This window comes from Paraburkholderia sp. BCC1885, assembly GCF_900996235.1.
In the GTDB taxonomy this organism is placed as follows: domain Bacteria; phylum Pseudomonadota; class Gammaproteobacteria; order Burkholderiales; family Burkholderiaceae; genus Paraburkholderia.
This window is the reverse complement of the sequence record NZ_CAAJGM010000208.1, coordinates 334,260-347,384: the sequence shown is the minus strand read 5'-3', so window position 1 is coordinate 347,384 and position 13,125 is coordinate 334,260. Positions and strand designations below refer to the sequence as shown.

Annotated in this window: 24 protein-coding genes; 2 read left to right on the top strand and 22 right to left on the bottom strand. The window is 57.0% G+C overall.

Going from position 1 to position 13,125, the window contains the following annotated elements; translation table 11 throughout:
* Positions 1–31: 31 nt before the first annotated feature.
* The 22 genes from FQ755_RS20030 to FQ755_RS19930 form a co-directional block, all read right to left on the bottom strand.
* The gene (locus FQ755_RS20030; RefSeq protein ID WP_144156536.1) at positions 32–343 is read right to left on the bottom strand and encodes a hypothetical protein; all 312 of its coding nucleotides are present in this window, start codon (positions 341–343) and stop codon (positions 32–34) included.
* A complete protein-coding gene (locus FQ755_RS20025) occupies positions 343–798 on the bottom strand; it encodes a hypothetical protein (protein WP_144156535.1) in 456 nt (151 codons plus the stop codon). The genes FQ755_RS20030 and FQ755_RS20025 overlap by 1 nt, the downstream gene beginning before the upstream one ends.
* The gene (locus FQ755_RS20020; protein ID WP_260858719.1) at positions 795–1,439 is read right to left on the bottom strand and encodes a recombination protein NinG; all 645 of its coding nucleotides are present in this window, start codon (positions 1,437–1,439) and stop codon (positions 795–797) included. The genes FQ755_RS20025 and FQ755_RS20020 overlap by 4 nt, the downstream gene beginning before the upstream one ends.
* A gap of 154 nt (positions 1,440–1,593) precedes the next feature.
* The gene (locus tag FQ755_RS20015) at positions 1,594–1,812 is read right to left on the bottom strand and encodes a hypothetical protein (protein ID WP_144156534.1); all 219 of its coding nucleotides are present in this window, start codon (positions 1,810–1,812) and stop codon (positions 1,594–1,596) included.
* On the bottom strand, positions 1,809–2,243 hold the full coding sequence (locus FQ755_RS20010) for a recombination protein NinB (RefSeq protein ID WP_144156533.1): 435 nt from the start codon (positions 2,241–2,243) through the stop codon (positions 1,809–1,811). Before FQ755_RS20010 ends, FQ755_RS20015 begins: the two co-directional genes overlap by 4 nt.
* A gap of 1 nt (position 2,244) precedes the next feature.
* Positions 2,245–3,087 carry a phosphoadenosine phosphosulfate reductase family protein gene (locus FQ755_RS20005; protein WP_144156532.1) on the bottom strand — a complete coding sequence of 281 codons (843 nt, stop codon included), beginning with the start codon at positions 3,085–3,087 and terminating at the stop codon, positions 2,245–2,247.
* Positions 3,084–3,278, bottom strand: a complete 195-nt coding sequence (locus FQ755_RS20000; RefSeq protein WP_144156531.1) for a hypothetical protein — start codon at positions 3,276–3,278, stop codon at positions 3,084–3,086. Before FQ755_RS20000 ends, FQ755_RS20005 begins: the two co-directional genes overlap by 4 nt.
* Positions 3,279–3,287: 9 nt before the next feature.
* Positions 3,288–4,226 (bottom strand): DNA cytosine methyltransferase, encoded by a 939-nt coding sequence (locus FQ755_RS19995; RefSeq protein ID WP_144156530.1) that lies wholly within the window; start codon positions 4,224–4,226, stop codon positions 3,288–3,290.
* 180 nt (positions 4,227–4,406) lie between these two features.
* Positions 4,407–5,165, bottom strand: coding sequence for a DNA-methyltransferase (locus FQ755_RS19990; protein ID WP_260858717.1), 759 nt, complete (start codon positions 5,163–5,165; stop codon positions 4,407–4,409).
* Positions 5,166–5,196: 31 nt separating this feature from the next.
* Positions 5,197–5,652 carry a hypothetical protein gene (locus FQ755_RS19985; protein ID WP_144156529.1) on the bottom strand — a complete coding sequence of 152 codons (456 nt, stop codon included), beginning with the start codon at positions 5,650–5,652 and terminating at the stop codon, positions 5,197–5,199.
* Positions 5,653–5,717: 65 nt separating this feature from the next.
* Positions 5,718–7,115 (bottom strand): replicative DNA helicase, encoded by a 1,398-nt coding sequence (gene dnaB, locus FQ755_RS19980; RefSeq protein WP_144156528.1) that lies wholly within the window; start codon positions 7,113–7,115, stop codon positions 5,718–5,720.
* Positions 7,112–8,161, bottom strand: coding sequence for a replication protein (locus FQ755_RS19975; protein WP_144156527.1), 1,050 nt, complete (start codon positions 8,159–8,161; stop codon positions 7,112–7,114). The genes dnaB and FQ755_RS19975 overlap by 4 nt, the downstream gene beginning before the upstream one ends.
* Positions 8,162–8,170: 9 nt before the next feature.
* Entirely contained in the window at positions 8,171–8,605 is a 435-nt protein-coding gene (locus tag FQ755_RS19970; RefSeq protein ID WP_144156526.1) for a GIY-YIG nuclease family protein, read from the bottom strand.
* Positions 8,606–8,827 carry a hypothetical protein gene (locus FQ755_RS19965; RefSeq protein WP_144156525.1) on the bottom strand — a complete coding sequence of 74 codons (222 nt, stop codon included), beginning with the start codon at positions 8,825–8,827 and terminating at the stop codon, positions 8,606–8,608.
* Positions 8,824–8,991 carry a hypothetical protein gene (locus tag FQ755_RS37520; RefSeq protein ID WP_186308604.1) on the bottom strand — a complete coding sequence of 56 codons (168 nt, stop codon included), beginning with the start codon at positions 8,989–8,991 and terminating at the stop codon, positions 8,824–8,826. Before FQ755_RS37520 ends, FQ755_RS19965 begins: the two co-directional genes overlap by 4 nt.
* The gene (locus FQ755_RS19960) at positions 8,988–9,275 is read right to left on the bottom strand and encodes a hypothetical protein (protein ID WP_144156524.1); all 288 of its coding nucleotides are present in this window, start codon (positions 9,273–9,275) and stop codon (positions 8,988–8,990) included. The genes FQ755_RS37520 and FQ755_RS19960 overlap by 4 nt, the downstream gene beginning before the upstream one ends.
* A gap of 360 nt (positions 9,276–9,635) precedes the next feature.
* On the bottom strand, positions 9,636–9,839 hold the full coding sequence (locus tag FQ755_RS19955; RefSeq protein WP_144156523.1) for a hypothetical protein: 204 nt from the start codon (positions 9,837–9,839) through the stop codon (positions 9,636–9,638).
* Positions 9,836–10,018, bottom strand: a complete 183-nt coding sequence (locus FQ755_RS19950; protein ID WP_144156522.1) for a hypothetical protein — start codon at positions 10,016–10,018, stop codon at positions 9,836–9,838. The genes FQ755_RS19955 and FQ755_RS19950 overlap by 4 nt, the downstream gene beginning before the upstream one ends.
* The gene (locus FQ755_RS19945) at positions 10,015–10,635 is read right to left on the bottom strand and encodes a hypothetical protein (protein WP_144156521.1); all 621 of its coding nucleotides are present in this window, start codon (positions 10,633–10,635) and stop codon (positions 10,015–10,017) included. Before FQ755_RS19945 ends, FQ755_RS19950 begins: the two co-directional genes overlap by 4 nt.
* Entirely contained in the window at positions 10,632–10,997 is a 366-nt protein-coding gene (locus tag FQ755_RS19940; RefSeq protein ID WP_144156520.1) for a hypothetical protein, read from the bottom strand. Before FQ755_RS19940 ends, FQ755_RS19945 begins: the two co-directional genes overlap by 4 nt.
* A gap of 123 nt (positions 10,998–11,120) precedes the next feature.
* Positions 11,121–11,369: a hypothetical protein gene (locus tag FQ755_RS19935; RefSeq protein WP_144156519.1), complete on the bottom strand. Its 249-nt coding sequence runs from the start codon at positions 11,367–11,369 to the stop codon at positions 11,121–11,123.
* Positions 11,370–11,696: a transcriptional regulator gene (locus tag FQ755_RS19930; RefSeq protein WP_186308603.1), complete on the bottom strand. Its 327-nt coding sequence runs from the start codon at positions 11,694–11,696 to the stop codon at positions 11,370–11,372.
* 92 nt (positions 11,697–11,788) lie between these two features.
* On the opposite strand from FQ755_RS19930, the gene FQ755_RS19925 reads away from it, so the two are divergent.
* Entirely contained in the window at positions 11,789–12,607 is an 819-nt protein-coding gene (locus FQ755_RS19925) for a helix-turn-helix transcriptional regulator (RefSeq protein WP_144156517.1), read from the top strand.
* A 269-nt stretch (positions 12,608–12,876) separates the two neighbouring features.
* On the top strand, positions 12,877–13,119 hold the full coding sequence (locus FQ755_RS19920) for a hypothetical protein (RefSeq protein WP_144156516.1): 243 nt from the start codon (positions 12,877–12,879) through the stop codon (positions 13,117–13,119).
* Positions 13,120–13,125 lie beyond the last annotated feature (6 nt).

Sequence of the window (13,125 nt, the reverse complement as noted above, 5' to 3'; positions counted from 1 at the left end):
CCTATCAGGTCTTCGCGGTTGGTGTCGTGGTTCATGGTTGGCCCTTGCGCGCGGCGTCGATAGCGTTGCGTAGACCTTCGACCGTGGGGTAGTTCTCGCACTCGCCAAAGTGCCTGACCTGCACAAACCGCAGCGACTCACCGCATGGCAGCATCCAGACCGCAGCGCTATCCGCGATGCGCGCCTCAATCCAATCAAGTCGCGCTGCATCAGCCCGCAACGCCCGCACCTCCGCTACAAGCTCAAGGATTACCTCTGCGGCGTTTGCCTTTATGTCGGCCTTGTGGGTAGTAAGGACGGAACAGGCGTCAGCTACGTCTTCGGCATCAGATAGATCGATCATTAGCGCCTCCCGCTTGAATAGCTGCTGCGCGACGAATAGCTCGAATAGCTGGGTCGCGGCGAGTACGAGCCCGAATAAGACGTGGCACGCGGCGGCGTATAGGTCGTTGTTGGGCGCAGTGTCGGCGCGGTATATGGCGGTGCAGGCACGGCCCGGTTAATGATGGTCGTGTTGTTGACGACCGTGGTAGATCGAGGCGGCGCGACGTAAGCGGGGCGCGAATATTGATGCACCACCGTTGTCTGATTGCCACCAAATATCATGTGGTACAGAAAGACGTCTTCCAAGAAGTTATCGTTGGCTGGTTGCTGTGCCACCATGACGGGCGATTGCCCCTGTTGTTGTGGCGCATATGCAACTGGTTGCGGTTGCTGATCGCAGGACGCGCAAACGAACATCACTGCGCCAAGGATGACTACGATTGCTGCGCCTGCCAATAGACGATCTTTGTTCATGCTGTTTCCTCTTCAGGTTGATTGACGAATGCCTTCTTCATCCTGCGCACTTCGGCACGGTAGAATTTCTTAAGCTCTTTAATCTCCGCTACGGTGATCTTTAGCGGCTCGTTACCAGCCGGACCCTCAAGCCAATCGACCGCCTCTTTACCAATCTTCTTTTCCAGTCGGGGTTTGTATCCCACGTAATTTCCTGACTTCCACTTGTTGCAGACACTGCAGGCCTTATGGATATTGAGCAGGTTGAACCGTAGGGCTGGCGCATGGCCGACCGATTTAAAATGTGATGCATGCCATTGCCCTTGCCATGTCGCTGGCTTGTCGCAGGAAATGCACGGATCGTTGATATCCCTGAGGCGCACGTAGGCGTTCACAGCATCCTGTAACTCGCCAAGGTGCTCCGCCCGCGTCTTGATCTTCTCCGCGCGCTCCTTGAATGACTTCCGCTCCTCGCGCTTGGCTCGGGCTTCTTTCTGCGCGCGCTGTTTGGCGGACCATGCTTGCGCGCAAGCAGGCGAACAAGCAAATTGCATCGATCGCTGCGGCACGAAAACCGTGGGGCACATGCGGCACTTCTTGGGCTTGAGCATCTTTGGCTGGAATGATGAGCGAATCACTTGCCCCTCACCAATGCGTGCCATGCGTCTCGATATTGGCCCGCGTAGTCACGAGCGATACCGCGCCAATCGGCCACAATCACAGCCAGCAACGGAAATAGGATCGGCAGGAACACGAGAAGTACTAACGCCATAAGGCGCAACTGGATCGGGTGCCGCTGCCAATATTTGCGGACTGTCATTTCGCTACCCCCTCAATCTGTTCCTGCACACGCCGCCGAACCGCCTCAACCTGCCGCATGAAATTCGCCGAATGCTTCACGCAGAAATATTTTGACCATGCCGTCCCTGCTTCTTTCTTGCACGCAGGCATGATGCATTCGCGACCTGTACGGTATCGGGGATGGTTGCCCTCTGAGGTGGGGTCGGTGTAGTCGCGGGTTTCGTCGTGGGTCATGCGAATTGCTCTGCGAGTTGTTCGTAGCCTTGGGCGACCGGCTCCGACCAGACAATCTCGTTATCCGCTCCCCACGCCAACATATATTCGATGAGGCTTGCCATTCTTTTCACGCCCATGCGCGCGCTGCTCTCGCGGATGTTTACGAACTCGCCTTCGATGCCGGGTAACAGGTCGGCACCAAGCCCGGTCGCCACGGCATGCCCGGAAATGAAAATGACCTTCCATTGGTCGGCTGTGAGCTTGCGACCGTGCAGTGCAGACTGACGTGCCACATCGGCAAACATTGCGTGAAGCTTCGCGTTTTGGTCGATCGATCGTGTTGCGGGCTTGATTTCAACCACGAAGCCGTCAGGTGCGTTGATGCAGGCACGTGACGCCATCTGGCGGGCGGTTGGGTGCGTCAGGCGGAACAGTTGCTTGTCGCTCATGTCAATCTCCGCAAAGGCAGGAAATGGATTCTTCCAACTGGTCGAACATGTCTTGCTGCTGCCTCGCGTATTGCGCCATGCGTTGATAGCTAGGACGCTCATCGCGGAACCGGCATCCATTGCCATGCGCGAATTCTTCCGCTTGACGTTCCTGTTCGGCCCACCAGATGGCTCGCTCAGGTTTCTCCGCAACCAGGCTGTAGACCTGATGAGCGGGTTTCAGGAAGCAAAGATCACAGTTGCCGTGCATGGTCTTGCCATTCATGTTCGGCAAACCAAGGTCAAACTCCTGCGCGCGCCAGAAGTCGCCAACATCGCGCGCGCTGACTCCGGCATCTGCGAGTGGGATCAGAACCATTTCGTCTTTAGTCTCCGGATGAGGGTTGCGGCGAAACGTGGCAACGCGCTTTGGTTCGTCGGCCCGAATGCCGAGCATCGTGTCCCACTCCGTAAAGCCAATGGAGCGCAGATAGCGGTGCATCGTGCGAGTCTTCATTTCGCTTGAGCAGTAGCGGGAGCGCGGATTGGGCAGGATTCCGCCGCGCTGACGGATGATTGCCTCAAATGGCTCGCCATTCCGGCTGGCAGTCTCGAACGTAACGACCTCAAACTCGCTGTCGCTGCGGTACTCAAGCCAGACGACCGTGACATTCCAATGATTGGCGATATCCCTGATGAATCGGAGAGTCGCCTCTTCTTCCTTGCCGGTGTTGCAGAACAGAATCACAGTTCCGGCTGGGATGCCACCATTCGCCCGGATGATCATGAACAGCAGATGCGCAGACGTGCGGCCACCGCTCAGACTGATGCAGGTCGGACCGTCGATCAGGTATGGAGACCTCACTCCGTCTCTCCCAAAACCCGAATCTCCACCGCCGGCCCATCCGCCGCCACAAACTGCGCAAGCGCCCGCTTTTGGAGATCAATCGCAAATCTCACCAGTGCATCCATGCTGGATACGTGCACCTGGTAGCTGGCTGCGAGCTCGTAAAGGTCTTTGGCCGAATCTATGCCGTGGACATCGCGGATGTTCATGCTGCTTCCTCACTTGCTTGAGAGAATGGTGAATGCTGCACAAGCCACTCGCGGTACCTGGCCGTTGCCAAGGGCTCTAATGCGGTGTGCCCGATGGGCCATCCCATCAACCACTCGACCCATTCCGGGTTCAACTGGCCACCGTCCAAAGCCATAACCGCGTGGTCGATCCGATCGTTCGATCGATCCTTTCCGTCCTTGCGGGTCAGCGCTGCCGGCGACGATCCCTTGGATGCGCTTGCACATGGCGTTGGCCATAAACCCTTTCTCGCCATCAGCCCCAGCGTCGGCCGCTCCTTGGCTCCCGAGCTCGCGCTCTTGTTCATCCGGCCGCCGCCCGAGTCGATCGCGCATGGTGTCGGGAACATGCGCGCGGACAGCGCTTCGATCAAAGTTCCACCCTCGCGCCCCTTCATCGGCGTCACCCGACCACCCTTGTCCGCTAGACTCGCTGTCGGCGTGGGCCAGAATCCAGATGCGCTCGCGGAGATGGTGGGCGCCACAATCGGCCGCAGATAGCACTCCCCATTCAACATCGAACCCCATCTCGGCCAAGTCTCCAAGAACTCGTCCGAGTCCCCGAGAAGTGAGCACTGGGCTGTTTTCCACTTCGACTCGCTTGGGTCGTACTTCGCGAATGATCCGCGCCATTTCAGTCCATAGCCCGCTTCGCTCGCCGTCGAGGCCGTCGCCAGTTCCTGCAACGCTGACGTCTTGACACGGAAATCCGCCAGCAACGATGTCAACAATGCCGCGCCACGGTCGTCCGTCAAAGGTGCGCACGTCATCCCAAACCGGGAAAGGGGGAAACGTCCCGTCGTTTTGTCGTGCCACAAGCACGGCTTGAGCGTATGGCTCACGCTCGACGGCGCAGACACATCGGTTTCCTCGAAGCTGGCCGGCAAGAATGCCTCCACCAGCGCCCGCGAATAGATGAAGCTCATGCACAACACCTCCCAATCAAAAACATAGCCACCGCAATCCCAAACACTGCCCAATACGCGAACTGTCGCTCCGTGATCCGACGACTTTGGAGAATCGCGCGGATTGACATCCTCCCCGACCTGAAGGACGGGGCTTTCCGCTCACCAGGTAACAGGCCGAGGGTTATGAGGAGGAGTAGGGGTTTCATGCGGGTTCCGCAAACATGTCGGATTGACGAAACCGTTCGTCTTGCGCCGCCATACTGGCCGGGTCGTTCTCACACCCAATCCAGTGGCGGCCGAGTTGCCGCGCAGCGATTGCCGTCGACCCACTACCCAGGAACGGATCGAGCACGACGCCGCCGGGAGGAACGGAGTAGGCAATCAGCGGTGCGAGAATGCCTAGCGGCTTCTGGGTGGGGTGGAATGCTTTGCCGTGTTCGTTGGCCTGGTAAATGACGGATCGTTGAAGGCGCGGGCCGCCGTCCTCGCTTGAGTAGGTGGCATCCGAACCGGCGACCTCTCCGAAATGGGTAGGGCGCGTCTTGCGGCGTAGCGTCCGCGCCGTTGCATCCTGCGTGAACTGAGGCTCCTTGTAGACGTCTGCCCAGACACCGCGGTAGAACTGCACGGCATATTCGTGCACTCGACGGAAACGATCGTTGTGGAGCCCGGAACCGTTCTGCTTCTCCCATACGATATCCTGGGCGTACTTGAACCCCGCAGCCGACATGTCATCGAACATCGGAGCGAGAAACCGCATGCTGCCGAATACCCAGATGCTGGCGGTCGGCTTGAGAACCCGTGCGACTCGGTCAATCCAGAACAGGCACTGACGATCCCAAACGAGGCTGGTGTCACCATAAGGAGGATCGGTGATGCAGGCGTCAGCGATCCCCTCTGGCATTTCGGCCATTAGGTCCCGGCAATCGCCGAAATGACATTTGTCGGTCCAGTCCATCATTCCCCCGCCAGCCAGTCGAGTACTTTTGTGGTCATGCGGCTTGCTCCTCTAACTCGTCTTCAGTGACTTCCATCGACTGTTTGAATATGCGACCAGCGACAAGAGTCGGCTCGAACGACTTTGGGTAGGAACCAAACAACAATGCGTCTTGCCAGTGGCGGAAGGGTTGCGCAATGCCATTCATCCTTTCTGCCTTCATGCGCGCGCGTTCTTTGCCCCTGCGATTTCTCAGGGTCTTCTCGGACACCTTGGGGGGCGCATACGGCTTCTCAGTCCGCGTATAGGTCAGATGACGGCGACCGCAGACGCCCTCTTTCTTGATCCGCTCTGACGACAGGTAGCCTTGCTCCGTCGCAAGCTTGCACAGCTTGTAGATTGGTGTGTGCGACATCGGAAGCATGCCGATTAGCTGCTCAATATCGGAGGGGCCATGTTGTGCGATCGTATCGATCACGATTTTCAGTGATGGTTTTTCACGGTTTAGCATTTCTCTTCTCCCACATGTGTTTAAGCCCATCCTTCAACTGCTGCTCTGCCTCAGCGCCAAATGCTTTATTCGAATCCGCGCCGTGCTTTTTCAGGCGCTTTGCGAGGAACCGGCACATAACCCGGCGCCATGTCCGCAAACTTCTGGTGCTCGCCCATGAACGCAAGTCGCACGATGCCGGTCTCGCCGTTGCGTTGCTTGCCGATGATGAGTTCGGCGGTGCCTTTGTCCGGGCTATCGAGGTTGTAGACCTCATCGCGGTAGAGCATCAGGATCACATCCGCATCCTGCTCAATTGCGCCTGAGTCGCGCAGATCGGACATGTTCGGACGCTTGTTCGGGCGTTGCTCGACACCGCGGTTAAGCTGGGCCAGCACAAGAACGGGAATATTGAGTTGCTTGGCGAGGCCCTTGAGGCCCGCCGAATAGCTGGCAATGCGCAGGTTCTGGCTTTCCTCGGATCCTCCGGTCATCAGGCCCAGGTAATCGACGATGACCAGATCCAGACGGCCGGCGCGGCGCTTCGCGGCACGACTGCGGCTGACGATCTCGGCCAGCGAAAGTCCGGAAGCGTCGTCAACCAGCATCTGCATCTCGGACATAACCTGAACGGCGTAGGTGAGGCGCGGCCAGTCTTCCAGGGTGATCTTCTTCCCGTCCAGGATGTGCCCGAGATGAATGCCGCCAACGTTGGCGAGATTGCGCTGATGCAGGGCTTCCGCCGACATCTCGAGCGAGAAGACGAGAACCACGCCGCCGGAGCGGGCCACTTTGACGCCGATGTTCATTGAGAACGCCGTCTTGCCCTGGGAGGGCCTGCCGGCCACGATGATCAGTTCCGAGCCGCGCATGCCACCGCCCAGCTTTGCATCCAGGTCGACAAAGCCCGTCGAAGTCACGGCGAGTTCGGCGCCGTGATACCGGGCGTCAATTTCCTCGACGATGTGCGTCAGGACCGGGCCGACTTCCTTCGGCTCGAAACTACGCGCCTCGGCCAGCGGTTCAAGACGTTCCTGCGCCACGGCAATGATTTCGGATGCCGTCTTGCCGGAACGGTTATGCACCATTGCGCCGATCTCATCGACCGCAGACAAAATGCCGCGCAACTGGGCGCGCTCGATCACGATCTCGGCATAACGGCGGATGCCGGCGCTGCCGGGGACGTTCTGCGCGAGGTCGTTGAGGTAGGGCAGGCCGCCTACCTGTTGATCCTTGCCGGCAGCGCCAAGCGACTCGTAGACCGTGATTACATCAGCGCGCCGGCCGGCCATAATCATTCGCGTGATGTGCTCGAAAATGATCCGGTGGTCGTAGCGATAGAAATGCTCGGCGCGCAGGTCGGGGATACGATCGATGGCGTCGTTGTCGAGAAACAGGGCTCCAAGCACGGACTGTTCGGCCTCAATAGCCTGTGGCGGGACGGTCAGGCCGTGGTCTTGGGGGATGCGGTCCGGTGCGTTCATTTCGATTCCTTGTGCTTTACTGCGTCCTCTTTCACGCGGATGTACGTTTCGCGGTCGATTAGCCATTCGAACCCTAGGTTCTCGACAGGCTTCAAATTCGCCTCGCAATGCTCGAAATACTTCGTCGGCATATCCGGCTTTTCAGGAGCGAACTCAAGAAACATCCGGATATCGCTGGCGCGCGCCGGACTGAACGGGTCGATTACAGCCCGCGGCCAATCGCCTGTCATGACAGCGTTGTAAGAATCGATCACAGCAAGTTCGGCATCCGAATATTCGGTTTGATCTACCCCGTCGGCCCATCCCTCGGCGTTGAGCCAAGCTTCGGCGTAAGGAATGAATTGGCCGCCATCCTTGCGCCAGTCATCGCGACAACGCTTCGCGACCTCTACGGCTTCAAGCATGATTTGCAGGAACGAATCGTCAGGCTTTAGTTTCAGGAAAGCCTTCTTTGCTCTGCCTCGGTTGCGCTTTTTCGGATAGGCCGAATAGAACGTATCGAAGCGAGCGGCGAGCGCGCCAGCGCTCATGTCTTTTGGAGTTGTCTTTTGAGGTGTTTTTAAAGACGTATATTGTGGTTGTTGTTCTGACAACCCCTTAGTTGTCGTTTCAACAACCCCTTCGTTGTTGTTCTGACAACCCCCCGGTTGTTGTTCTGACAACGGTTGTTGTTCTGACAACGGTTGTTGTTCTGACAACGGTTGTTGTTTTGACAACTGGGGTTGTTGATTCGACAACTCCCATTGCTTGTGATTTTTGTTGATGCCAAGCGTATGACCATGGGTTCCGTCGCCACGATGAATCACCTTGGTGCCTTCGAGTTCACGCACGGTTCTGCTCAGGTTCGACTTGTCGAGACCCGTCATGGCAGACAACTGCGACAGACCGATTTCATCGGAAGCCTTGTTGAAGCCGTACGTTTTACGAATGATCGCCATCACGACCGCCCATTGCCTAGCTGTTAGACCCGCGCTAATGAGCGCGTCCAGAAGCTCATTAGCGAGCCTCGTATAACCGTTCTCGAGTTGCGGTGATGCATCTGACACTCGGCCGCCTTAATCAAAACCACGAAACTGCGACCAGTGAATGGGGTCGTGGGATTGCTCAAAGAAATGATCTAGAACGCTCTGGCGCCGTCGATCTATATCTGCGCACTCTTCGTCCCATTCGATTGTCGGGAAATTTAGTCCGGTGAATATCTGCTCGCGGTCAACGGAATCCTCCAGGACGCGCATGATCTCTCTGATTGAGCAATTGAAGAACTCTCGTCCGGGGTTCACGCGATCCATATCGAAATGATCGTGAAGTTTCTTTTCTAGGGCGCGCGGGTTTTTCACCTGCGCAAACAAAACCAGGTCGAATTCCACGGGAACAGATGTTGCAGAAGACAACTGTTCAAGACGCTCAGCAGGGGCTCGCTCCGTAAAACCAATCTTGTAGATCCCTGGCATGCAATCATTCGACAGCACGTAAACAAATCCCCAAGCCATTCACTTCCCCTTCATCAAATAAGCCCGCAGCCTTCTGATAGCCTCACCAGCCATCCGCGTTGCCGGCGTATCCTCGTTGCACACCGACATGCGATGCAGCAGTTCCGACAGTGCTGCAAGGTCGGGATCGGCGATCGGGAAAGCATCGGCCGGCAGCTTCTTGACAAGCGAATCCATCGCCCTAGAAATGCGCATTTCTGCCTTGGATAATCGAGCGCTCACAGCGGCCTCCGGTGCTTCGGCTTTTCGGTCATCCGCGCGAGTGAGGCGCACAGAAGGGTCACCAGCTGGCTCTTTTCAACCTTCTTTGCCTGTGCGATCTTGCGGGCGAGTTCGGATTGTTCGAGCCACGTAGGCGACGGGGCGTTGAAGAGGTCGCGTTTCATGCCCGCTCCTCCAGATACCGAGTGATTGCCGCGCGAAGCTTGCGGGCCTGCTTGAGACTTTCCTTGGCTGCCGCGCGTCGAGCCGCATATGTTTCTTCGATGACTGGATCAGGATCGTCAGTGCCGAAGACATACGATTCACCCACTTCGGTGACGAATTCCTTTAAGGCGAGACCGTTCGCACGCACCGCGTCAAGCCAAGCGCGGCGAGCTTTCTGTGTCTCGATCGCCTGCAATCCAATCGATGCCAAGGAAGACGTATTGGCAAGTGCCTTTTTCGTCATAGCGCCCCCTGAACCCGCATAACCAGCGCACAAACTGCCCAGAGCGCGAGGAATCCGCCGAGGACGAGGGAGGTGAGAATCAGCAGAGGCTTCATGCTGGCTCCCGGAGGTCTTCAATTACCTCGTCGTCGACAGGAACGCCGGAGATCGGACGCAGCCAGTCGTCCGGGCACTGAAAATCGGTTGAAAACGCAACGGGTGCGTCAGTGTGGGGATCGAATGTCTGCAAAGGATTGGCGCAACGGACATTCCAAACTCGCCCCCACCGAAGATGGTCGCAATTGATGCTGAGCACTTCGTAGACTCGCCCGCAGGAAGTTCCCTCGTAAGTCTGGTAAGCCAGATCACCAACTTTCACGTTCACAGCACACCTCCCATCAAACACTCCACAACACCAGCAATAGACAGCGCACAGAGCAGCCCAAGCGAGACGAAAAAGGTCGCGGGCGACTCAAGAATCCGGTCGACGATGGAGCGGTCGCGGGGCACGTAGCGCAGGCTGCGGTACCAGTGGTCGCGCTGCATGGCGGTAGTGACCGCGCCGTTGGTGGGGGTGTTGGTCACGCGATGCTCCTAACGCCATCAATTACGACAGTGCAGTCGCGATCCGCGCGCAGCGTCTGGATAGCCGCCCAGTCGGTTGCGATACCGCAATGATCCATGGTCGGTACTTCGTGTTCAATGAACACGCGGTGATGGCCTGGAAACTTCTGCAATTCTTCGATGAGATCGGAGACGGTCATGCTGCCGCCCGCATAGCAATTACTTCTTCCATGATGGAAAGGCCGGTCTTGCGCATCAGATATTGGGTGACGGCACGATTCCCGACTGCACACTCGAAGTCGTCAATGAGTTCAGGCGGCAGACTGCGCCGGCCCGAAGCATCGTCTGTGTGGAAGTAATCGGTGACATGCGATGCGTAGGCGCCGATACGCTCGGCCAAGGAGGCTCGAGTCATATATTGGCTCGTGCGGTATGCCCAAGCCAGCCGAACTGCTTGGCGGTAGGTCTTAGCGCTTGCAATCAACGCCGCGCCGAGAAGGACTGGGACTACCGCGCGTGCCTTCCATCCATCTTCGCTTTCGAGCGTGGCGCCCGCATGAGCCAACAGTGATTCTTCGCTGGGTTTAGCGGCGCCCCGAATGGCATTACAGGGAGTGCAGACAGGCTCGACATCAAGAGGTCGGCCGTAATCGCGGTGATCGTACGCGTGCGCCGGGTTGCCGCAATCGACGCAGCGTAGGCTGGCAACGGGTGCAAGATCGCCGCGTGCGACGGCCTTGCTGACTTCAACGTGGGCTGCCCATGCTCCGGAGATAAGCGTCGTTGCCCGGCGCGCCTGGATGATCAATTCGCTCATGCCGCTCTCCCCATGGCCTTCTGAATGTACTCGCCAACAACTTGTGCGCTCTGAGCCTTGTATTGCTCCAGCTCGCGCCGATCCTGCGTTTCGATCCATTGCCGCGGATAGTCGCAAGCCGTCAGCATGCAGAAACGCGACAACTTGACGGCAGGAAAGGGCCGACGCCCGGCGATCAGATCGCCGAAGTGCGGATAGTGAATGCCGCACAACTTCGCCAACGTCTTGCGATCGAACCGCTTGAGACCGTGCTCTAGCGCCTTCGAAAGCGCGCTCTCAAACGTCATCGCTTCAATTTGCGCGTCCGGAAGCCGCACAGGCTCCTGGTACATCGCAAACATCCGCATTTCAAACTGCTCCATCACGACCTCCCTTAGGTAAATGCAATCAGACCCCAGATGCTTCCCAACTTGATTACCCAGATGCAAAGAGGGCCAAATAAAGGCGTCAACAAAGACGCCAAGAAAAAAAGGACTACTAACGTGTCAAACCGAAACCATTGGGGCCATCTTTTCGTCGCCAGAAGTAGGAAGATTCACATCAAGCAACCCGAGCAGGGCGACCATGTCGTCCTGATGAATGATTGCCTGACCCGTACTGAGCCTGTAGCAGCGCAGACGCACGCCCAACAACTCCATGAAACCTTCGTGCGTCGCATAGGGCAAATCGCCAGCAATGACGTTTTCGACTTCCCGCCAGTCGAGACTGCTCAGCAACGATTCAATCGGGGTCATTTAGGCCACCATCTTTGCCAAGGGCGAGTCATCAACCGAGCCGCCAACTGGTGGTTGCGTGTCGTCCGATGCCGCGAAGTTGTCACGATCCGGCGCGCACAGAACAAGCCGCAAGGTTGCCCAGTCTTCATTGCGATTAAGCTCCTCGCACCGAACCCCTGTTTCGCGTTCGATGGCGGCGCACATTCCGGTATCGCTAACGATGCCAGCCTTGTTCCAGTACGAAACCATTTGCTGGTTTGCGCCGATCAGGGCTGCGAGCTTGACTTGGCTGCCAGCGATTGCGATCGCTTTGGCGATGCCGGTGTCAGGAGGAGATTTCTTCATGGTGCGCCTGTGAATGTCTACAAGCATATTTGTAGCACAGGGGACAAAAACCTACAAGCACTTTTGCTGCGGTTTTATACAAAATCCTTTGTATGATTACTTACGCCGATCGCCTTGAATGGGCCATGAAATGCGCTGGACTCAATCCCCAGTCTGACCAGAGCGAGTTGGCTAGACGGGTCGGGGATGGCTGCAAGCCGCAGAACATTCAGTACTTGCTGAACCACAACAACAATGCCAAGTCCAGCAAATACACACAGCATTTCGCCGAAGTTCTCGAGTGCGACGCAGGGTGGCTGGCCTATGGAAAGGGCGTTGCGCCAGTTCCACGAGAGGCGACATTTGCCCAGCACAATTCCAATATCCCCGATACCTCAATCAGCGCACAAGAAAGGGGCATGATTGTCAATTTGCCTCTGGCGGGACGGTCTAGCATTTCCAGTGAGCCGATAGAATCGAATGTCGGCGACAGACTAGAACTGAGAGAGGGACGCTCCGTGGCCATTGTTGGGGAAGTGCAGGGAGGGCCTGACGGATACATCAGCATTGATGACTACCCAGCAGGACACGGGCATAGCCATTTGCCCGAAGTAAGATCGCGTGATGCGGGTGCCTATGGGCTGAAGGTGCGGGGCGACAGCATGCGACCCCGTATAAAAAGCGGTGAATATATTGCGGTCGAGCCAAACGTAGAGGCCCAGCCAGGCGATGACGTGGTCGTGAAATTTATGGATGGCAGCTGCGTTGTGAAGGAGTTGCTGTGGATCCGCGACGGTGACGTCTGCCTGGGATCGATCAATAACGGTGTTCCGCCGATCACCAGACCGATGACCGAGATCGTACACATTCATCGCGTCGCTGCGATCATGCCGCGGGGATCGGCCGTTGAATCTCGAAACAGGCAAGAATAGCGCGGGAGAGCACCGGAAGTACCGGAGGCGGTGAGGGTGCAATCTGGACAGTTTGAGCGGATCTGTCCAGTTGTGTACTTTGCAATCAATTGCAATGGCAGTTGGTTCCGACGTGTGCGACCTAGCGCACCGAGCACCCCTGAGAATTACGGCACCAAACACGTGGGTCTTTAGGGCGGCAAAAATATTTCTGTTCGCGGATCGACTGGTCGGATACGGATGCTAAACTTCTAGTGTTGTCAAGAACCTGTTCATTTTGAGGTAAAATCATGGCCGCTCTCGAAACAGAGCTCGCAAGATTCAAAGCAGAACTGCCTGCTCTCTGGAAGGATGAAGGTAAATATGCCCTGATCAAGGGTGATCAACCAATCGAAATCTTCGAGACATACGAAGATGCATTGAAATTGGGATATGAGCGCTTTGGACTCGACCCCTTCTTGGTTAAGCTTATCACCAGGACGGAAAGCGTTGCTAACTTCACCCGAACATATCTTGCTACATGCCCGGCATAAATTTAA